This is a genomic window from Paenibacillus sp. NPDC101420, from assembly GCF_050277435.1.
In the GTDB taxonomy this organism is placed as follows: domain Bacteria; phylum Bacillota; class Bacilli; order Paenibacillales; family Paenibacillaceae; genus Paenibacillus_AQ.
On record NZ_JBNNSE010000002.1, the window covers coordinates 1,150,917 to 1,172,004 of the forward strand.

General features: G+C 42.8%; 19 protein-coding genes. 17 read left to right on the forward strand and 2 right to left on the reverse strand.

Annotated elements, in window-relative coordinates; all coding sequences use genetic code 11:
• Positions 1 to 73: 73 nt before the first annotated feature.
• Entirely contained in the window at positions 74 to 988 is a 915-nt protein-coding gene (locus ACQKMP_RS14175) for an AraC family transcriptional regulator (RefSeq protein ID WP_042189155.1), read from the reverse strand.
• 173 nt (positions 989 to 1,161) lie between these two features.
• Here ACQKMP_RS14175 and ACQKMP_RS14180 point away from each other — a divergent pair, with 173 nt between their 5' ends.
• The 15 genes from ACQKMP_RS14180 (at position 1,162) to ACQKMP_RS14250 (ending at position 17,382) form a co-directional block, all read left to right on the forward strand.
• The gene (locus tag ACQKMP_RS14180) at positions 1,162 to 3,273 is read left to right on the forward strand and encodes a glycoside hydrolase family 52 protein (RefSeq protein WP_339241891.1); all 2,112 of its coding nucleotides are present in this window, start codon (positions 1,162 to 1,164) and stop codon (positions 3,271 to 3,273) included.
• 163 nt (positions 3,274 to 3,436) lie between these two features.
• Positions 3,437 to 3,598, forward strand: a complete 162-nt coding sequence (locus ACQKMP_RS14185) for a hypothetical protein (protein ID WP_427469581.1) — start codon at positions 3,437 to 3,439, stop codon at positions 3,596 to 3,598.
• Positions 3,599 to 3,607: 9 nt separating this feature from the next.
• Positions 3,608 to 5,218 carry a methyl-accepting chemotaxis protein gene (locus tag ACQKMP_RS14190; protein ID WP_427469759.1) on the forward strand — a complete coding sequence of 537 codons (1,611 nt, stop codon included), beginning with the start codon at positions 3,608 to 3,610 and terminating at the stop codon, positions 5,216 to 5,218.
• Between the two features lie 186 nt (positions 5,219 to 5,404).
• Complete coding sequence (locus ACQKMP_RS14195) at positions 5,405 to 6,259, forward strand: AraC family transcriptional regulator (RefSeq protein WP_339241887.1); 855 nt, start codon at positions 5,405 to 5,407, stop codon at positions 6,257 to 6,259.
• A 138-nt stretch (positions 6,260 to 6,397) separates the two neighbouring features.
• Positions 6,398 to 7,282 carry a DUF6923 family protein gene (locus ACQKMP_RS14200; RefSeq protein ID WP_427469582.1) on the forward strand — a complete coding sequence of 295 codons (885 nt, stop codon included), beginning with the start codon at positions 6,398 to 6,400 and terminating at the stop codon, positions 7,280 to 7,282.
• A gap of 33 nt (positions 7,283 to 7,315) precedes the next feature.
• Positions 7,316 to 8,686, forward strand: a complete 1,371-nt coding sequence (locus ACQKMP_RS14205) for an ABC transporter substrate-binding protein (RefSeq protein WP_427469583.1) — start codon at positions 7,316 to 7,318, stop codon at positions 8,684 to 8,686.
• A 103-nt stretch (positions 8,687 to 8,789) separates the two neighbouring features.
• A complete protein-coding gene (locus ACQKMP_RS14210) occupies positions 8,790 to 9,680 on the forward strand; it encodes a carbohydrate ABC transporter permease (protein WP_042189146.1) in 891 nt (296 codons plus the stop codon).
• Between the two features lie 12 nt (positions 9,681 to 9,692).
• The gene (locus ACQKMP_RS14215) at positions 9,693 to 10,601 is read left to right on the forward strand and encodes a carbohydrate ABC transporter permease (RefSeq protein ID WP_427469584.1); all 909 of its coding nucleotides are present in this window, start codon (positions 9,693 to 9,695) and stop codon (positions 10,599 to 10,601) included.
• Between the two features lie 12 nt (positions 10,602 to 10,613).
• Entirely contained in the window at positions 10,614 to 11,474 is an 861-nt protein-coding gene (locus ACQKMP_RS14220) for a metallophosphoesterase family protein (protein WP_427469585.1), read from the forward strand.
• The gene (locus tag ACQKMP_RS14225) at positions 11,471 to 12,673 is read left to right on the forward strand and encodes a Gfo/Idh/MocA family protein (protein ID WP_427469586.1); all 1,203 of its coding nucleotides are present in this window, start codon (positions 11,471 to 11,473) and stop codon (positions 12,671 to 12,673) included. Before ACQKMP_RS14220 ends, ACQKMP_RS14225 begins: the two co-directional genes overlap by 4 nt.
• A gap of 2 nt (positions 12,674 to 12,675) precedes the next feature.
• Positions 12,676 to 13,191: a GNAT family N-acetyltransferase gene (locus ACQKMP_RS14230; RefSeq protein ID WP_427469761.1), complete on the forward strand. Its 516-nt coding sequence runs from the start codon at positions 12,676 to 12,678 to the stop codon at positions 13,189 to 13,191.
• Between the two features lie 163 nt (positions 13,192 to 13,354).
• Positions 13,355 to 14,383: an ROK family transcriptional regulator gene (locus ACQKMP_RS14235; RefSeq protein ID WP_379423894.1), complete on the forward strand. Its 1,029-nt coding sequence runs from the start codon at positions 13,355 to 13,357 to the stop codon at positions 14,381 to 14,383.
• A 19-nt stretch (positions 14,384 to 14,402) separates the two neighbouring features.
• Positions 14,403 to 15,605, forward strand: coding sequence for an MFS transporter (locus ACQKMP_RS14240; RefSeq protein WP_042189135.1), 1,203 nt, complete (start codon positions 14,403 to 14,405; stop codon positions 15,603 to 15,605).
• A 65-nt stretch (positions 15,606 to 15,670) separates the two neighbouring features.
• Positions 15,671 to 16,762, forward strand: a complete 1,092-nt coding sequence (locus tag ACQKMP_RS14245; RefSeq protein ID WP_427469587.1) for a glycosyltransferase family 2 protein — start codon at positions 15,671 to 15,673, stop codon at positions 16,760 to 16,762.
• Complete coding sequence (locus tag ACQKMP_RS14250) at positions 16,762 to 17,382, forward strand: glycerol-3-phosphate acyltransferase (RefSeq protein ID WP_427469588.1); 621 nt, start codon at positions 16,762 to 16,764, stop codon at positions 17,380 to 17,382. The genes ACQKMP_RS14245 and ACQKMP_RS14250 overlap by 1 nt, the downstream gene beginning before the upstream one ends.
• Positions 17,383 to 17,477: 95 nt before the next feature.
• Here ACQKMP_RS14250 and ACQKMP_RS14255 read toward each other — a convergent pair whose 3' ends face one another.
• On the reverse strand, positions 17,478 to 18,986 hold the full coding sequence (locus ACQKMP_RS14255; RefSeq protein WP_427469589.1) for an MFS transporter: 1,509 nt from the start codon (positions 18,984 to 18,986) through the stop codon (positions 17,478 to 17,480).
• Between the two features lie 114 nt (positions 18,987 to 19,100).
• Here ACQKMP_RS14255 and ACQKMP_RS14260 point away from each other — a divergent pair, with 114 nt between their 5' ends.
• Both ACQKMP_RS14260 and ACQKMP_RS14265 read left to right on the forward strand, forming a co-directional pair.
• On the forward strand, positions 19,101 to 19,919 hold the full coding sequence (locus ACQKMP_RS14260) for a MerR family transcriptional regulator (RefSeq protein ID WP_339241865.1): 819 nt from the start codon (positions 19,101 to 19,103) through the stop codon (positions 19,917 to 19,919).
• A gap of 283 nt (positions 19,920 to 20,202) precedes the next feature.
• Positions 20,203 to 21,030, forward strand: coding sequence for a helix-turn-helix transcriptional regulator (locus ACQKMP_RS14265; protein WP_427469763.1), 828 nt, complete (start codon positions 20,203 to 20,205; stop codon positions 21,028 to 21,030).
• The last annotated feature ends 58 nt before the right edge of the window (positions 21,031 to 21,088 follow it).

The window sequence follows — 21,088 nt, forward strand, 5'->3', positions numbered from 1 at the left end:
ATAAGAGGGATGTATCCTGTAACCACTTAGTGGACAGCGGAATACACCCCTTTTTTCGTAGGCGTAAAGATCTTTAAAGTGTGCTTGGATTCGCAGTTAAACGGCGGTAGCCCATTGGTGGCAGACCAGTCCAGCGTTTGAATTGTTTGCTGAAATGGGACACATCACGGTACCCCAGTCGTTGAGCAACCGATTCGACAGATAGACTATTATCCATCAGCAGCAGTTTGGCGTGTCGAATGATTAAGCGGGATAAATATTGCCTTGGTGACATCCCATAGATTTGATGAAAAGCACGATTACAGTGAGTAGTGCTATATCCGAGCTTAGCAGCAATGTCCTCAATACCGCCACCTCTTTCGCCTGTGCTGGCAGCGGTGGAGACGGATTCCTGCAATAGTCCTTCAATAGCGTTAGCCAGGGCAACTGTATTTTCTGTAGCTTCTGTATCTGATGGGAGAGGCATTTCCGAAAGCACCCAACCGCTGAGCGCGGTCAGAAGCTGCAGTGAAGCATGCAGTGTGATCAAGCGATTTCTATGTGTGTCTTTAGACTCTGACAAGATGGAAGAGTTAATGATTACATCTAGCGCGGAACGGATGGCCAGCAGTTCGGGGGTGTTTCCGCTGAGACTAACAGCATCTGCTGTAAGTAAGGCACGCCGCAAAATCAGATCATCGATATCAAAATGCAGGCAGTAATAAGTCATGTCACAGTCAGCATTTGAACCCATACTACTATGCTCAACACCGGGACGAATGAATAAAATATCGCCGCTTTTCTGTATAAAAGACTTATTGCCTACCGTCATTTGTTGCTCACCTTGAAGGACAATATTAATCTCAAACATCGGATGAGTGTGTACAGGATATTGCCAATCCGAATTTACTTTTCTCCAATGTGCGGCGAAGATATGAAAGGCTGCTTGAATGTCTGGTGACATCTGACCGTCAATAGAATTATGGAAGGCGGGATCATTCGAGATCATTTCAATCCTCTTTTACAATAAAATTTGGCTTAATTATAGCATAGGTTGTTATCGATGTTTGATTTGCCCAAATAATAGAAGGCTTTAGCCCTGTTGCACTTCCAGAAATATCGATAACATGGATATATAGCCCGGAGGTATCCGGGATCATGTTGGAGGGAGTGCATTTATTTATGTTACATAATAAATTTTTTAATGCTCATCATTCACCGATCGGTGCATTTGCGAGTTTTACCTTAGGATTTAAAGGAGCTAGTGGTGGTTTCGATTTGGAGATGGCCAAACCTCCTAGACAGAATATATTCATAGGATTAGAACGCACTGATGGGAAAGGTTATGACACACTACCATTTCACGAGATTGGCGGAGATGACGAGAGCAAACGCTATGACATCGAGAATCCAGACCCCAATCCAGACAAGGAGAATATTCTGTTCCCTTTTCAAGATCGTGAGATTTCTAGAGATTTTCAAGTAGCTACAGACAGCTGGAGTGCGGGGGATCTGACCTTCCGGATTCTCTCGCCAGTTCGATCAGTACCAGATCCTGAAACTGCGTCTGTGGAAGAAATGAAGGAAGTGTTGCTGCCAGCAGTACTGGTTGAGCTAGAAGTGGATAACACCTCATCAGCTACCTCACGTCGCGCGTTCTTTGGTTTTCAGGGAACAGATGTGTATAGCGGAATGAGAAGACTGGATGATGTGTCATCTGAAATTACAGGCGTTGGACAAGGAAGATTTATTGCGATTGCTGCCGAGAAAGGCACTACAAAGTCCGCACTTCATTTCACGATGGAGGATATTCTAAGTGAAGAGCTTCAGGAAAATTGGACCTTTGGACTGGGTCGCGTGGGTGCTTTAATCATGGATGTTCCAGCCGGAGTAAAAGAAACGTACCGGTTTGCGATTTGTTTTCACCGTTCGGGTTATGTTACCTCTGGTATGGATGCTTCCTATTACTATAATCGCTATTTCAACAATGTTGAGGCAGTAGCCGAATATGCATTAGCTAAATTCGATGTTCTTAAACAAGCAGCGGAGAAAGGTAACGAGATGTTTAATCATGCAAACCTATCCGAAGATCAAACCTTTATGCTAGCGCATGCGATTCGTAGTTATTATGGTTCCACACAATTACTGGATAATAAAAATAAGCCGTTCTGGATCGTCAACGAAGGCGAATACCGGATGATGAATACCTTTGATCTGACCGTCGATCAGTTATTCTACGAGCTGCGTCTGAATCCTTGGACGGTTCGCAATGAGCTGGATATGTTCGTAGAAAGATTCAGCTATGAAGATACGGTACGTTTCCCTGGGGATGATACAGAGTATCCAGGTGGAATTAGCTTCACACATGATATGGGTGTAGCCAACGTAGTTTCACGTCCGGGCTATTCCTCCTATGAGTTATATGGCATTGATGGTTGCTTCTCTCATATGACACATGAACAATTGGTAAACTGGGTGCTGAGTGCGGCAACTTATCTTGAACACACAGGTGATCGGAGCTGGATGGAACGTAATCTGAGTATCTTGGAAAAGTGCTTGGATAGTATGTTAAATCGGGATCATCCAGATCCTGAGCAAAGAAACGGTGTTATGGCGCTAGATAGTTCACGTACGATGGGTGGAGCAGAGATTACTACCTATGATAGTCTGGATGTCTCTTTAGGTCAGGCTCGCAACAATATTTACTTGGCAGGAAAATGCTGGGCGGCTTACTTAGCTATGGAGAAAATATTTGCAGAGTATGAGCGTGCGGAGCTGTCCAAAACAGCAGGGGCAGGGGCAGAGAAATGCGCCGCAACGATGGTGGCAAGCGTTACAGCAGATGGATATATCCCGGCTGTGATTGGAGAAGGTAACGACTCCAAGATCATTCCGGCTATCGAGGGTCTTGTATTCCCATACTATACGGGTTGTAAGGAAGCTCTTGATCGCAATGGACGGTTCGCCGCATATATCGGCGCACTCGACAAGCATCTTCATGCGGTGTTGAAGCCGGGCGTTTGCTTATTTGATGACGGCGGTTGGAAAATCTCATCCACTAGCAATAACAGCTGGCTTAGCAAAATCTATCTCTCGCAGTTCATCGCCCGCAACATTCTGGGACTGGAATGGGATGAACGAGGAGCGGCAGCAGATCGCGCTCATGTGGCATGGCTTACCCATCCAGAATTATCGATCTTCAGCTGGAGTGATCAAATTATTTCCGGGGAGATTACAGGCAGTAAATATTATCCTCGTGGAGTAACAGCGATATTGTGGTTGGATGAGAAGTAGGAATTTGGAGTTTCATTGAATAAATGGCAAACGGACCTCTTATTAGGGGGGCGTTTGCTTTTTTTTTGTTAAATTATGAATTTCTTTTTTTGATTTATATTCCCAAAACTAGTACTATAGTATTAATTTGTAATTAATTCTAATAGGATGCGGAGCGGTGTATATGGTAAAAGTTACACGTACAAGGTTGCGACTAACAATTCGGAAAAAACTGCTCGTGATGTCACTCACACTACTAATTCTTCCCATCGGAATATTAGGAGCAGTTATTTATCAGATTTCAGTCAAAGAAACGAATCAGCTCATTGAGAGTAAACTGAGTTAAAGCGTAAATCTGGCTGTCGCCTTAATTGAGAATTTGGAAAATTCCGTTCAATCGGGACAGTTGACTGAAGTGGAAGCCCAAGAGCAAGTACGGACCTTACTACTTGGAAACAAAAATGAGGATGGTACTCGGCCTATTAATCAATCAATTGATTTGGGTCCAAACGGCTATTTCTTTATATTAGATAACAAGGGGGAACTGCTTGCTCATCCCAAACTAGAGGGAGATAATATTTGGGATAAACAAACCTCAAACGGTACTTTTTACATACAGGATTTGATTAAAGCAGCACAGAACGGTGGTGGAGCTACTTACTATAAATGGCCGCTACCTAAATCGGATGGTACTGGAAACGCTGTAGGAGAAGAAGCGTTGAAAATATCTTATGCTAAACTATCGCCCTCTTGGGGCTGGGTCGTAGCAGCAGGCTCTTATATGCAAGACTATAATACCGGGCAACAAACCATTCTAAAGGGAATTATTACTACATTGATTGTATGCGTTGTCATCGGAATCGCTGTAATATACATATTTGCACAACATATTTCAAGACCGATTGTACGCATAGCCCGTGAAGCTGAACGGATCGCTCAAGGGGATCTAAGCGGTAAAGCATTGACTGTGCGCAATCGGGATGAGATCGGACAGCTCGGAATCAGCTTTAATCAATTATCGGGTAATATTCGGCAATTAGTTGGGAATTTAACTATAAGCTCGGAGTTATTAGCTTCTTCCTCCAAACAGTTGTCTTCAACGTTAGGTGAAACCACAGCGGCACTTGTTCAGACTTCATCCTCAATGACTGAAGTGGCGAACAATAGTGAGAAACAAGCTTCCTCAACGCAGGAGACTTCCCAATCGATGGAGGAGATGGTAAAAGAGATTCAGCGAGTAGCTGAAGCCTCTACACATGCCTATCAGCTGTCGATGCAAACACTGGAAGAGGCTGATAAAGGAAACAGCCTTATCATTAACTCTTCCGAGCAAATGAACGCAGTAAGTAATACTGTTGATGATTTAGGGATCACCGTTACTAGTTTAAATGACCAGTCTCAACAAATAGGCACCATCGTCAGTACTATTAAAGGAATATCTGAGCAAACGAATTTATTAGCGCTTAATGCGGCAATTGAAGCTGCTCGATCAGGAGAACAAGGCAGGGGATTTGCAGTGGTAGCTAGTGAAGTCCGTAAGCTGGCAGGACAAACAAGTGAAGCCGCTGAAAGGGTTTCAGTCATGGTTGAAGAAATTATTACGAGTATAGGTCATGCCCATCATTCGATGAGTAAAGGCCAAAATGAAGTCGCAGCAGGGGTTCAAGCGATTGATGATACGGGTAAAGCATTTGAACGCATTTTGCAGGCCACCCGGACCATCGTAGATCAGGTGGAGCAATCCTCGACCGCTGCACAACAGATGTACACGGGCTCCGAACAAATATCTGCTGCGGTGATGGAGGTCGAGCAGGTTTCATTGCACTCAGCTTCGGCTGCACAGACTGTATCTGCTGCCACTCTGGAGCAGCTTGCATCTATGGAGGAAATTGCCGCATCTGCTCGCAAGCTCCAAGAGGGTTCAAATGAGATGCGTGCTTTAGTAAATCAGTTTAAATTGGAATAGATGTTCAGACTTAGAGTTACAGAAATAGAATATGTAAAATATTAAAGAGGGGGAGTAACCCCTCTTTTTTGCTGTTCTGATGTAAATAACCTTTTGAATACTAAGGGGAAATTAATATAGCTTTTACAGCTCATTAACGCGGAGCGTATACTGGCTTGCTATATTGAAGGGAAAAGGGGGATGAATATGAAAGAAATGGAAGAGTCGTCCTTTGCAGCTGCTCAGCCTGTCCTTGCAAGTGATACTTTTGGTTGGGATAAGCTTCAGGTTTCGCAATGGTATAGTCCGCAGCAAGCTTTCACCCCATCCTCGGAATCTAAATATTTAATAGGAATTCACTGCACAGCCTACTATGAAAACTACCACACCATTCATATTACCCCTTGTAATGAGAGCCTTCTTTGCCCTTGGGGCAGAACCTCGCTCTATTTTTTGAAAATAGAAATTACGCCAGCGGTACTCGAAGAGATTGCTCGTGAATCTGGTTATCTAAAGGAAGGTCATATCCAGTTGGACCGCAAATTTCATGTCAAGGATTCCAAGCTGCTGCAATTAGGGCTTTGGATGCTGGAGGAATTACAGAATGGCGGTGCCAAAGGAAAAATATATAGCGAATCCTTATCCAACATGTTAATTATTCATTTGTTACAACACTATTCTTCAGTGATTCCCCAGCATTCAAACCGAAAAACGCCAGCCAATCAAGAAATATTTCAGGTCATTCAATTTATGCGTGAGCGTTTAGAAGATGAGATTCAACTGACTGATCTCGCTGGCATGGCTAATATGAGCCAGTCGCATTTTATTCGGATTTTTAAACAACAGACAGGATATACTCCCCATAATTATTTAATTCGCCTGAGAATCGAACGTTCTAAATTTCTTATTCGTTCCGGAAAAATTGGTTTGAAGGAAATTGCATCTCAGGTTGGTTTTGCCGATCAAGGTCATTTTACTAGATTATTCAAACGAGAAACCGGCCTAACCCCAAAGCTGTATGCGAATCAAAGCTCCTCCAAACCTAATCATATGATTTATTGATTTTATTCTTGCAAATGAGAGTTTTGTTCAAGGAAAGAAGTGTTTTGTTCAATTAGAGAGCTGTTGCCAGCTCCTATAATAAGGTTGAAGTAAGGCGCACAAATGCCGAACTACAACCTTATTAGGAGGAGAGAAAACATGAGATTAAAGAGATTATTCAGTCTGATTTGCGCGGGGGTACTTACGACCAGTTCTTTATCTTTAGTAGCATCTGCCACACCAGTCGGATCGGATAACCTAGTAAACACCGAGGTAGAAATCAGTGCAGAGTCAACTTCAGCTACAAATGCGGGAACTTGGCATGAAGTATCTAAGCAAACCTTCTGGTTACTTGATGCCCTGGAACGGGGACAAGGGGTGGCTACAGACGGGAATTCATGGATCTTTAATTCCTCGTATGGGCTCTTACGGACTGGACTTGATGGAAAATCCGTAAAAGCACGGAATGAATTGGCTATTCCACTGGAGATTGCCTCCCAAGGTGGAGACCATATCGGTGATATTTCCTACTATAACGGTAAAATATACGCTCCTATTGAAGACGGCAAAAACTATCAGCATCCTTACATCGCCCTCTATGATGTGAACACATTGAAATATACGGGTACATCCTATGCTTTACCGTTGAATCTGCATATTGGCGGTGTGCCTTGGGTAGCCGTTGATGCTGCTCGCGGTCAGGTCTACACAGCTCAGTGGAGTAATGCTAGCGTCTTGAATGTACTAAGTCTTGACGATATGCATGTGATCACTACCGTTCCACTCTCCCAAAGTATTGATCGAATTCAAGGTGCCGAAGTGTATAACGGTGTTCTGTATGCTTCTACGGATAACGCAACCCAAACGGTTTATCAGATTGATCCGGAGACTGGAAACGTATCTGTTGCCTTTGATCGCAATCTGCCTAGTGGTACTGAAGCTCAAGGAATTGCTGTATTGCCTACCGCTGATGGTGCACAGCTCCATATTCTTGATGTAGGCTCGAATCGTATTAGTGTGAACTTTCGCCATTATGCATTTTAATTCAAATCCAAGCGAAAAAAGGGGCTAACAGAAATGCTAAAGCAAACCAAAACTATTCTAACACTGCTATCCGTCTCAATGCTGGCAGTAGCGGGCTGCGGACAATCTAATAACAGTACGGCTGAAGCCAAAGAAAATACCGCTCAACCCACAGCAATCGCTGCAACTCCGGAATCCACAGAGACTCCAGCCGCTAAGCCGGTGGAGATTACATTTTATTATCCGGTTAATGTTGGTGGTCCCCTTACAAAAGTAATCGATGGGATGGCTAGTGCATTCATGGAGCAGCACCCGGAAATTAAGGTTAATCCCGTGTACACAGGTAATTACGGTGACAATACCGTGAAAATTCAAGCAGGTGTGCAGGCCAAACAGCCACCGGATGTCGCGGTCATGATGTCAACAGAGCTGTACAGTATGCTCGATATGAATGCAATCATTCCGCTGGATGATTTTATTGCAAAGGACACGGATATACAGATGGCTGATTTTTATCCCGCCTTTGTAGAGGATACACAGTCTGAAGGTAAAACGTACAGCCTGCCTTTTCAGCGAAGCACGATTGTTATGTACTACAACAAAGAAATGTTCAAAGCCGCAGGACTTGATCCAGAGAAACCACCCACTACATGGGATGAGCTTGTAACCTATGCTAAGAAGCTGAACAAAGACGGTCACGTGGGGCTGGAAATTCCGGGCAATGATGATTCGTATTGGATGTTTCAAATGCTTGCACGGCAAAATGCTTCCGATCCGAAGCAAAACATAATGTCCTCCGATGGCAAAAAAGCGATGTTCGATACGCCGGAGAATGTGGAGGCATTGCAATTCTGGTTAGATTTGTCCCATAAATACAAGGCGATGCCGGAAGGTGTTATTGATTGGGCAACCGTTCCGACAGATTTCATTCAAGGCAAAACAGCCATGATGATGCATACAAGCGGCAATTTAACCAATGTAAAAAATAACGCGAAGTTCGAATTCGGAGTAGCGTTCCCACCCGCACAAAAGCAATTTGGATCACCTACTGGGGGAGGTAACCTGTATATTTTCAAGGACACATCTCCTGAAAAACAAGCTGCGGCTTGGGAATTTGCCAAATATATGACGGCTTCAGAACAAGCTGCCCTCTTTAGCAGCTCATCCGGTTATGTTGGCGTAAGAAAATCTGCATACGATACAGATGCTATGAAGAAGTATACGGCGGATTTCCCGCAAGCATTGGTAGCGAGAGATCAATTGGAATATGCGTTCCGGGAATTGTCCACTCATAATCATGGTAAAGTATCGACGGCAATTACGAACCAGATTCAAGCGGCATTGGCAGGAGAGATTGATGCAGCAGGTGCACTTAAAAAGGCTCAAGCAGAAGCAGAACAGGCACTTGCTCCCTTCAATAAGTAAGCTTTGAGGTATGGAATACGCCAGGACGGCTCGATAGCTTGTTCTGGCGTCATTACTTTATTCATTAATCGTAGAAACCTTAATCATGGAAGGATTGAATGGAATGAATGCCGGATGGAGTGAGAGGCTTAGACGAAACGGATTCGGCTGGGGACTAGTGTTGCCTTCGCTGCTCTTTCTTTGCTTGTTTACTTATTACCCTATGTTTAAATCGTTCTGGCTTAGCTTTTATGAGAAAAATTTGGCGACTCCTGAGCCTCTGTTCGTCGGTTTTGACAATTACGCTAATCTATTGCACGACAATGTCTTTATGAAGGTGTTCAGTAACAATATATGGTTCGCCATTGGCACAGTACCCACTTCATTAGCTTTGGCTTTCTTGATGGCACTGTTTGCCGACAAGGCGATAAAAGGGCGGGGACTGGCACGTCTTTCATTTTTCTATCCGAATATGATCCCGATGATCGCTGTGGCGAACATCTGGTTGTTTCTGTATACCCCTCATTTTGGGCTCTTTGCCAGACTGGCTTCATGGATCGCGGATCAGCCTGTGAATTTGCTGGGAACACCTGATACGGTGATGGGTGCTTTAGTCATCATGATGATTTGGAAAGAAGCCGGATATTTTATGATTTTTTATTTAGCAGGAATGCAGCAGATTCCCAAGGATTTATATGAAGCGGCTGCAGTAAGCGGAGTCGGTACATTCACTTCCATCCGCAGAATCACAATTCCGCTCACGATGCCGACTACGTTGTTTGTGGCTGTTGTGGCGATAACCAATTCTTTTAAGCTGGTAGACCATCTCTGGATTATGACAAAAGGCGGTCCGAATAATGCAAGTAATCTGCTGCTTTATTATATCTACGAGTCCACCTTTAATTTCTACGATCAAGGGATGGCCGCATCGATGACGGTGGTCATGATCGTGCTGCTGCTCCTGATTTCCTCTTTACAGTTTTTTGGCTGGGATCGGAAAATCCATTATGAATAGGAGGTGGAATCCATGGAGGATAATCCACTAAAGCTGCCCTTAGTATTGAGGCAGAATACACGCAAAGCTTTAGAAGAGGAGCGCATACTGAACTCCGAAAGAACGAAGCGCCGAATCCAGCAGATACTGTGGCATGCGGTTGGATTTACGTTTGCCGCGGCCTGGATCATTCCCTTCCTATGGGTGGTTAGAACGGCTTTTCTACCCAAAGACATCGCTATCGATGCGGGATGGTCTTGGGACTTCACGTTTGAGAATTTGATTCATGTCTGGAATGGAGCGCCTTTTGGACGATTTTTAATGAATACATTGCTTGTGTGCGGTGTTGTGCTTGCTGTGCAACTCGTTACAATGACGATGGCTGCTTATGCGTTCGCACGAGTACGATTCGCCTTGAAAGATCTGTTATTCATGTTATTTTTGGTGCAAATTATGGTGCCGCCAGATGTACTTATCTTTTCCAACTATCAGGTGTTGAACGAAATGGGGCTGCTGGATACCAAGCTGGGGATTATGCTACCTTACTTTGCCTCCTCCTTTGGAGTGTTTCTGTTAAGGCAGTCCTTCAAGCAATTACCCTATGAGCTGGATGAAGCTGCCCGGGTGGAGGGCGCATCACGCCTGCATATTCTTTCAAGAATCTATGTCCCACTGTCACGCCCGATTTATGTGTCCTTTGCGATCGTGTCGGTCAGCTTTCATTGGAATGATTTCTTGTGGCCCCTTATTGTAACCAATTCGGAGGAGAATCGCTTATTAACTGTAGGCTTGGCGATGTTCGCAAAAGCCACGGAATCTGGTGCACAATGGTCCGATGTTTGTGCGGCTACATTGATTGTGTCTGCACCTTTAATGATTGGATTTTTATTGTTCCAGCGGCAAGTGATAGGTAGTTTTATGAGCTCTGGCATTAAAGGTTAGGAGGAGGCATTTATGAGGCTGGCGATTATTGGGGACTTACATTACCCGGACGAATTGTTAAACAACAAGGTTTTGATTAAAGAGGCACGAGATGCTTTTTACGAGCAATTTATGAATCTATTTTTGTCCATCCCAGCCGATTATCATATTTCCGTGGGAGATATGGTGCATGCAGGAGAATTTAGCGAATTTAATTATATCATGGGTAAGATTAAGGACAGCAAGCATTCTAGACGTTTTCTACATGTTCTTGGTAATCATGATACGTACACTTATCCTAAGGAAGAAATCCTTTCCGTCACCCGGCAGCAGCGATACAGTGTAATTGAAGAGACGAATGCAATCATTATTTTGCTGGATACCGCACGGGAAAATCGTGACGATTGGAGCGGAACACTTGATGATGAACAGCTGACTTGGCTCGAAGCACAAATGAAGCGGAAATCGGAGAAGCCTTTATTCGTCTTCGGTCATCATCCCTTGTATAATACGACGGCTAGATCAACTGAGCCAATGATGTCACTGGATCCCAGCTTAGATATTTGGCCGATATTGAAGCAATGGCAAGGTGTGGGTTTCTATTTCAACGGGCATAATCATGTGCATTCTATCGTCAGAAAAGAAAACTGGAATTTTATTCAAACAGCCTCCATCCTGGATATTCCTGCTGTTCGAATCCTTACTGTGCTTGAAGATGAAATCAGGTTAGAAATGGTGAATCTGGCAAGCGAGCAATTGAGTAAATGGTCTTCATTATTTACCTTCAGCATTTTTGATTATGAAAAATATCCGCAGGCTGAAGGGGAGACAAGAGATCAGGAGCTAATCATCAATCGACTTCAAATGGATAGAAAGCAGGTGGACCAGCAATGAATCGTCAGCCAGTAAGATTAGCGATCGTAGGTGGAAATCGCGGAGCCAGTTTTATGAATGCATTGTACTCTCTATCGGATCGGATACATCTGACCGCCACTTGTGACTTGAATGAGTGGGTGCTTAACCAATGGAAAGAGAAATTCCCGGAAATCCGAACGTATCGGGATTATCATGAAATGTTAAAAGATTCGGCAATAGATGCGGTGTTTATTTTAAGCCCCATGCATTTGCATGCCAGACAATCTATTGATGCTTTAAATGCGGGTAAGCATGTCCTAAGCGAAGTGATTTCGATCCAATCTTTAGAGGAAGCTTGGGAGCTTATCGAAACTGTTGAACAAACTGGACTTAAATATATGATGTCTGAAAATTACTGTTTCTCGCGCTCCAATCTGACGATTAAACATATGGCGGATCAAGGCATGTTCGGTGAAATTACTTATCTGGAAGGCGGATATATCCATGATTTGCGTCATTTGACTCATCATCCGGATGGTTCTCTGACTTGGCGGGGGCAATTACATCAGCAGTATAACGGGATCAATTATCCGACACATTCTATTGGTCCAGTTGCGCAATGGATTAACCTCAATAAGCCTGAGGGGGATCGATTAAAAAGCGTCTCGTCTTTTGTTTCCAAATCTAGATCCTTACAATATTATTTCGGAGAGCATTATGGAAAAGATCACCCAGCAGCACGGGAGGGATTCTGGCGGCAAGGGGATAGTGCGGTCGCGGTCATTCAAACGGAAAAGGGTGTACTGATTGAACTGCGTGTAGACTGGTCCTCCGTTAGACCGCATAATAAAACTCATTATTTACTGCAAGGAACTGAGGGAGCGTATATTACGGGCCGCCATCAGTACGAAGAGGATTTGATCTGGTTCAAGAATCTCTCGCCCAAAAATATAGCGGATGGAGAGGAAATGTGGGAGCCTTTAAGCAGTTATCAACCACTCTATGATCACCCGACATGGATGAAATGGGGAAAATATGCCGCTGGGACGAAACATGGCGGAGGCGATTTTATGGTGCTTGAAGAATTTATTTCTGCTATTCAGGAGGATCGAACCCCTTCGGTGGACGTATATGATGCCGTTACTTGGAGCTCTGTGTTTACATTGTCTATGGAATCTGTAGAGAATGGTGGAAAAGCAATAGCCTTTCCTGATTTTAGAACGAGAGTGAGGAATTGACGGTGGATCAGGCCCTTTCCAAACTTGTGATGAAAAAAGAAATACTGTCTGACTTGCCTGTTTTTCTCTGTCCTACCGGGTATCTAATTCGTCATTTCGAGCCGGATGATGAACGGAACTGGGAAGAGCTTATACGCCATTCTTTTACAAGGGAAGTTAAATTTGCTCATAAAATCAGTGATCATGTACCCTTGTATTCGGATCGCTTGTTGTTCATTTGCCGCGGGGATCAACCTGTAGCTACTGCTACGGCCTGGGAGTCGGGTAGTGAGGACAATAAGAACTGGTACTTGCACATGGTTGGAGTGCTTCCAGAATATTCTGGTAAAGGTCTCGGCTATGCTGTGAGTCTAGCTGTCTTGCACAAAATAAGAGATTCAGGGGGAACGGCGGCATGTTTAGAAACTGATGATTTCAGACTGCCCGCCATCCGCATTTATTTGAAATTAGGATTTCAGCCTGTGTACTTGGATGAAAGCCATCCTGGAAGATGGGAACGAATCCTGCAAAGGCTTTGAATTTGTTGATAATTAGGGGGGCTTCATGCCCCTTTATTCATGTTGGAGCTTCAGAAGGGGCCGCATCCAAAAATTATGTTGTCGTTAAGAAGTATTCCTGCTATAGTCATACTGACTTATTAAATGCATTTAATAAGTCAGTATGACTATAGGTGGGAGAGCCATGGCAAGTGATAAAAGACTTCCTTCACAGCAACTCAAATCTGAAATTATTCGAAATATTCGAACAGCATTATTAGAATTAGGAAGGGCTACGAAGGCGGAGTTAAGTCAAAGATTACAATACAGTTTTCCAACGATCAGTAAATTTCTAATGCAGATGGAAGAGACTGGGGAAGTAACGATCATTGGCCTTGATGAGTCTAGTGGCGGAAGAAGGGCAATAAGATACGCCTATAATCCGAATTACCGATTAGGGATGGCTATTTTTTTGGAAAAAAATGAAACAAACTATACGATCTATAATTGCATTGGAAATGTTGTAAAAGAAGGGAATTTACCTAGTATTCTTGAGGAAGACGTTAGTACACTGGTCTCGCTTATCGAAGGTGAAAAAAAGGCTAATCCTAAGATTCAATCTGTAGCGATTGGTGTTCCAGGCGCGGTGAAACAGGGGAAGATTTTTCTGATCCCAGGTTATGCGAAATATCAGAATCTAGATTTGAAAAGATGTATAGAAGATCAGCTCTCTATCCCGACAATCGTGGAAAATGATATGAATGCCGCTGTAATCGGTTATATGGCGCAAAGAAATTTGAAGGAGAATATTTCTCTGATGTATCTGTATTTAGGGAAAAACGGACCGGGAGCTGGGATAGCCGTTAATGGTGAAATTGTTCGGGGAAAGACGTTTTTTTCAGGGGAAGTTCAATACATGCCCCAGTATGACAATAGAAATTTCATAGAAGCATTAACTGGAGATCAGGGTGGATCAAGCATGCAGCCGGATCATAAAGTAGATGCGATTAGTCGGTTAGTGGCTACTATGACCTCTATTTTGAATCCGCATTATATTATTTTTTGTGAGGATGAATTAGCTCCAGCTATGCTTAATCAAATCGCCGATCGAACTGCTACATACGTTCCTAAGGAACATCTTCCGGAATTAGCGGTAAGTGACTTGAAGCGTGATTATCTGAATGGATTACAAAGTCTTGGATTAGGTTTATTAGTTTCACAACAAATAGATTAGAACCCTTAAGGAGATAACGATGGCTACTTTTTTTCTTATTATTATTTATTTAGCATTTATTAGTTTAGGACTGCCAGATTCATTGCTTGGATCCGCATGGCCGGTAATGAGATTAGATCTAAATGCCTCATTAGGTACTGCTGGTATCCTTTCGATGGTTATTGCAGTAGGCACAATTGTCTCCAGTTTGATGAGTGGTACAATCCTTAAACGTTTTGGTACGGGGAAAGTGACCCTTGTAAGCTGTATTATGACGGCTGTAGCTTTATTTGGTTTTGCATGGTCACCTTCGTTAGTATGGCTAATTGTTGCTGCGATTCCACTCGGTTTAGGTGCGGGATCTGTAGATGCTGGATTAAACAGTTATGTTGCTACGCACTATAAAGCCCATCATATGAGTTGGTTACATTGTTTCTGGGGAGTGGGCGCGACGCTGGGTCCGATTATTATGGGTTCTTTTATCTCTGGTGAAGGTCTTTGGCGAGAAGGTTATCTTACGGTTGCTTATATTCAATTGAGCTTAGTTGTAATTCTCTTCGTTACGCTGCCTTTATGGGATAGAGTGGCTGGAAACAATAGCAACCTGAACGCTGATAGCGAACATGAGCTCAATCATCCGGAGCTAGAGCAAGCTGCTGAGAACACAAAACCTTGGAAACTAAGAGGGGTTAAGCTTGCGATGTTAACCTTCTTATTTTATTCTGCCATCGAAACGAGTATGGGGTTATGGGGGAGCAGCTTTCTAGTAAATATCAAAGACATCCCTGCATCCACTGCAGCGACATGGGTATCGGTATTTTATCTAGGGATTACCTTCGGCAGAATGGTGACGGGCTTCATTACGTTTAGAATGAGTAATAAACAGCTAATACGATATGGCCAGCTCATTGCTTTAATCGGTACAGTGCTCTTAGTATTACCGCTTCCAACGATAGTTTCGCTGGTAGGGTTTATGATTATCGGTCTGGGTTTAGCCCCTATTTTCCCATGTATGCTACATGAAACCCCTGTACGATTCGGGAAGAAGCATGCTCAGTCAATTATGGGCTTTCAGATGGCAACAGCTTATACCGGTACCACGCTGGTACCGCCATTTATCGGTTTACTGGCCTCGAATTTTACGTTGGGTATTTTTCCTGCGATGATCGTTTTTTTCGCTATCGTCATGCTTTTATGTACAGAAAAGCTTAATAAATACTCAGCTAAAGTAAATGTAGGTTAAATTTGAAATGAATATATTACGGACTAACCCCTCATATATATAGATGTAGAAGGGGGGGAACCGTAATGTGGTTGTTAATGGTTATAGGCGTTGGATGTCTCTCCGGTTTTATTTTGTTCAGAAAAAATACTTTGAGCACTTATCACGAGCCTAATCAAGGACCGGAGAAATTGTCCATTATCATTCCTGCAAGGAATGAAGAATATAATTTGCATTATCTGCTCGATTCACTTCAGTCTCAGACCCTTACACCCTATGAAATTATTGTGGTGGATGACTTCTCAGAGGATCGGACCAAAGAAATTGCCGAAAGCTATGGGGTTAAGGTTATTGTGAACAGCAGTCTCCCTGAGGGGTGGACGGGTAAGAGCTGGGCAGTATGGAATGGATATTTACAGGCCTCGGGCGATATTTTTGCTTTTTTGGATGCGGATATCCGATTAAAGCCTAACGCCTTGGCTTCATTATTAAAAGCAAGGGAGCTATCGAAAGGCGTCATTTCGGTAGTTCCTTTTCATCATACAGAAAAGCTGTTTGAGAAGCTCGCCCTAATCATGAATATGCTGGGGATCTTCACGTTCACCTCGATCTTTGAAAGGAACAACGCGAAAAAAGGGCTGTACGGCTCGTGTATTCTAGCATTAAGGCAGGATTATGAAAAAGTTAATGGCCATCAAAGCATTAGATCTGAAGTGCTGGATGATTTGTCTTTAGGAGAAAAATTTATTGCGGCAGGTGTTCCGATCACCAATTATATCGGGTATGGCTTAGTATCGTTTCGCATGTATCCGAAGGGAATCAAAAGTGAAATTGAAGGGTTCAGTAAAGGGGCTGTCTTAAGCACTTCAACGATAAGTCCGCGAACAATTATTCCAATCGCGCTTTGGGTGATCGGACTCATCATCTCAGAAACCGTGTTTATTTTTGCGAATACTTCATGGTTTATGCCTTTATTGATCGGTTATCTCCTTTATATGTTCCAGCTCTTTTATTTTATAAAATATGTAGGTGTATTTGGCATCGTTATTCCTGTATTTCACGTGGTAGCAACTGTTTTCTTTATCTTGATCATGCTGTATTCGATTTATCAGGTTGTTTTTCTGAGGCATGTAAGCTGGAAAGGAAGGCATATCCAGGTGGGAGGCCATAGGGACTAATGATCATATTGTGGGTCGCGGGTTTATTTTTGTCGGGATCTCTTATGTTTTCCTATTGGCTTGGTCTAGCGCGTAAAAAGAACCTGAAAAACATTGGCGACGGTAATCCAGGGGCTTTGAATCTATGGAAGTCGTCAGGCTATAAATTCGGCATCTTGGGGATTATATTGGATTTTTTAAAAGGGTATCTACCTCTTCTATGGGTAATGGGAAGTCATTATAGTCAGGGGTATTTCATTATTCCGTTAGCCTTAGCTCCAATTGCGGGTCATGCCTTCTCTCCCTTTCTTAAAGGAAAAGGTGGGAAGGCAATTGCCGTAACCTTTGGGGTATGGAGTGCATTGACAGGATTCAAAGCTTCTTTAGCGCTAGCAGTCATTTTAGCAGTGCTGAAAATGCTCAGCAGTTGGTTCAAAAGCAGAGGAAATTCACCTGTATCGGATGGTGTGCAAGTAGTTAGCGGAATGCTGCTTCTTTCCGTTTTTTTGTACATTAGTAATTGGTCTGCTCCTATCTTTTGGGTATGGTTTGGAAGTTTTGTGATCCTTGTGTATACGCACAGGTTAGAATTGGCAGTGTGGGTGAGGAAGTATTCATCAAGGAAACGAAAAGGAACATAATATAGGCTTGGTATAAACGAGGGTGTCCCAGCAGCTATCGCATAGCTGTTGAGACACCCTTGTTTGGTGAAGCAGTAGCTTCATCCTTTCTAATATTAGTGTTCTAGGATTGAGGATTTACGTTTTGACACAGCACGGATAATAAACGCAGAAGCTAAAAGAAGGATTGTGGCAGTGGCAAGGACAACCATAAACGACTTATCAAAAGCTGATTGTGCGGCTTCAACGAGCGCGGATCCAGCAGCAGTAGGCATATTTTCTGCGGCTAGAAGAGCCTCGTCAAGGCTGTCGCGAACGATCGGCGGGACTGTTAGTTCATCAGGGAGAACTAATGATGCTGTATAGATGAATGACGAAAGACTGCCCAGAAGTGTAATACTTAGGGCGCTGCCGAGTTCGAACGATACTTCCTCTATAGATGCGGCCATGCCAGCTTTTTCGACGGGGACATTTAGCATGATTGAATTTGAGGCGGCAGTCATGGCTCCCCCAAGACCTGCACCCAGAATCATTAAGGCTGCGAATTGTAACAATATATTTCCGTCATGGAAGAGTAGAAGGGTGCCCATTCCTATACCTGACACTAACAGACAGACCCACTGTACTTTTACTTTATCCACTCGATGCAACACTAGTCCGATGAGTATCCCTGAGATGAAGGACGCTATCGAAGTGAATACAACGTATAAGCCTGCTTCCAACGGTGTATATCCAAGAACAAGCTGGAGCCGTTGAGTCACGATCAATTCCATTCCAATAAGTGCGAAACAAGACAATAGAGCTGTAGCCACTCCTGCAGAAAAGTGGGAGTCTCTAAATAGTGCAAAATCTATTAATGGATTCTGGCTCTTACGTTGATGGCGCATAAATATGATCATAGCTACGACACCAATCACGGCAGATAACACAGCGATGGAAATTGAACCTTCACGTCTGCTGATCTCCTTAACTGCATAAACAAGGGCAACCAGACCAATCATAATTTGAACAGAACCAATGAAATCCCATTTCTTGTGCTTATTCCCATTAAGATTTGGGATTAGTAAGATGGCCAAGATCAGTGCAAGAATAACTATAGGAATATTGATGAGGAACACCGATCCCCACCAGAAATGTTCCAGTAAAAAACCACCAACGAGTGGACCCATTCCTGCTCCTACAGAGGAGACAGATGCCCAAATACCTACGGCTAGTGAACGCTCACGCTCATCCGAAAAGGTAGTTCGAATAATGGAGAGTGTTGCGGGCATCATCATGGCTGCACCAATAGCTAGTAGGGTACGCGCAGCAATAAGAACGAGAGGTGTCGGCGCGTAGGCAGCGATTAATGAAGCCAACCCAAAGATAGTAAGTCCCATAACGAAGAGTTTTTTATGCCCAAGACGATCGCCTAGTGTGCCAAGACCGAGTAATAATCCTGCCATTACAAGTGGATAAATATTTACGATCCATAGTTTTTCCGATGCAGAAGCAGCAAGATCATGCGTAAGTCGTGGTAGAACCGAATAAAGTACGGTCATGTCGATGACGATCATAAAGAGTGCGCTGGACACAATCGCCAGCACGATCCAGCGTTGAAATTTAGATAGATTTGATGAAAACATAGGTAATCCTCCTAAGATGATAGTAGCTAATAACGTTACCTTGACAAGGTAATGGTGTTCCGTTATTGTACTTTGAGGTATAGGGTAACCCGATAGTCAAGAGGAGTGATTTGAATGTCTATTGATTATGATCAATACTTTACGACGAGTGAGTTCGCAAAGGTATGTGGGGTAACGAAGCATACGTTATTCCATTATGATGACATTGGTATATTAAAACCAGAGATCGTGAAGGAAAACGGATATCGTTATTATTCCTATAAGCAGTTTTATACCTTCGATATTATTGCCGTACTAAAAGGGACAGGAACGCCGTTGAATGAGATCAAAGAATATATACAAGATCAAAACACATTGCATTTTTTATCCATGCTTAAGCAAAAACAGCTGCAGTTGGTTGACGAACAAAAAAAGTTAGAGCGAATGCAGAGGCTTTTACAAGGGGCTATAGATAATACGAATCGTGCGCTCTACGTTGATTGTGGAGAACCCTGGATCGAGGAATGTGATGAAGAGTATTTTATTGCGGTTAGACTCTCGAAGGAGAAGGGTGAGAAGGATCATGTACGAAAAGTATATCGAATCTTCGATTATTGCGATGAGCATCATCTTGAATATGACTTTCCGATAGGTTCGATTATTTGTAAAAGCAGTTTGGAAGAAGGCGACTATGACCCGGATTATTATTGTAATAAAATCAATGAAAAGCATAACGGTGAATTACTTTATATAAAGCCAAAGGGTAAATATTTGATCATGAATCACAAGGGATCTTATGAAACCTTACCTGCGTCCTATGAGAAGCTAAAGTCTTATATTGCTGAAAATGATTTACACATAACCGGAAACGCTTATGAGTATGAATTGCTTAGTTATTTAGCTGTAGGGGATCCGGATAAGTATGTTATTCAAATTGCGATCCAAACCTTTTGAGGTTTAGAGCATTGGATTGACTTTTAAATTGGCTTACAAACTGACACGCTTGGGATTCCAAGCGTTTTTTTTATGGATACCTGATGGCTTGAGCATTAACCAGTTGCGACATTTTTATTATCAATATTGATTGACAATGATAATCATTATTATTAATGTGTAAACAGGCGTGAATCCTTATGCTCAACTTACCGACGCCAATGCCTCTGAGCTGGTGCACTATGATTGAGTTTTGTTGATGATTATCCATAGAAGAGACTACTATTGAAATGAGGTATGCATGGTGAAAATAGATGTTAATCAATTAGCAGAGCATTTTGCACACACTCCTTTCCAAGTAGAAGGAGTATATCGATATGCTGAAAATCCAGGTGTGCCGTACGCTGACTATACAGATTCTTTTCCTGGATTTGTGTTTCCACTTACAGGAAAGATTAAATTTAAATTTAATGGCACGCCTTATATCTTTTCGCCTGGAAAAGCTGTGCATGGGGGTGCAAAAATGAAACTAGATCAAAAAATGTTAGGTAGAACCAATTGGGAATATATTCTTGTTCAATATCGGATATGTAACTCAGAACTAAAAGAGTCAAGCTTTTCTCATCAGCATTTTGAATTATTAACAGGTCAATCTCCTCGTCTTATTGAATTAATTATGCGTCTTTGGCATGTGTATAATCAGCGTGGAGGCATTTCGATGTTTCAGACTGAAATGCTGTTTCGCGAAGTGCTGAATGAGGCCTTATTATGCGTTATTAATAGGGAAGATAGCTGTGAATCACATACTTTATTCGAGCGGGTATCTAATTATATTCATCAAAACTATTATCAAAGTTTTACAATAGCTTCGCTTGCAGAACAAAATAACGTTAATCGAAATCGACTTTCTTACGTATTTAGAACACATGCCGGTATGGGACCAGCAGAATATTTATTAAAATATCGTATAAATATAGCGCAAGAAATGCTATTTACAAGTGATGCGCCTGTACAACAAATTGCGCAAACCGTTGGAATGGCTGACCCCTTTTATTTTAGTAGAGTGTTCAAAAAACAATGTGGCATTTCACCTACCGAATATCGAGAGAAGTTCATCAATAATCCATGGTGAATTCAACCTGCATCCATTCTTATCTAAAAAGTACTCTACTATAATAATGGTTAAGCAA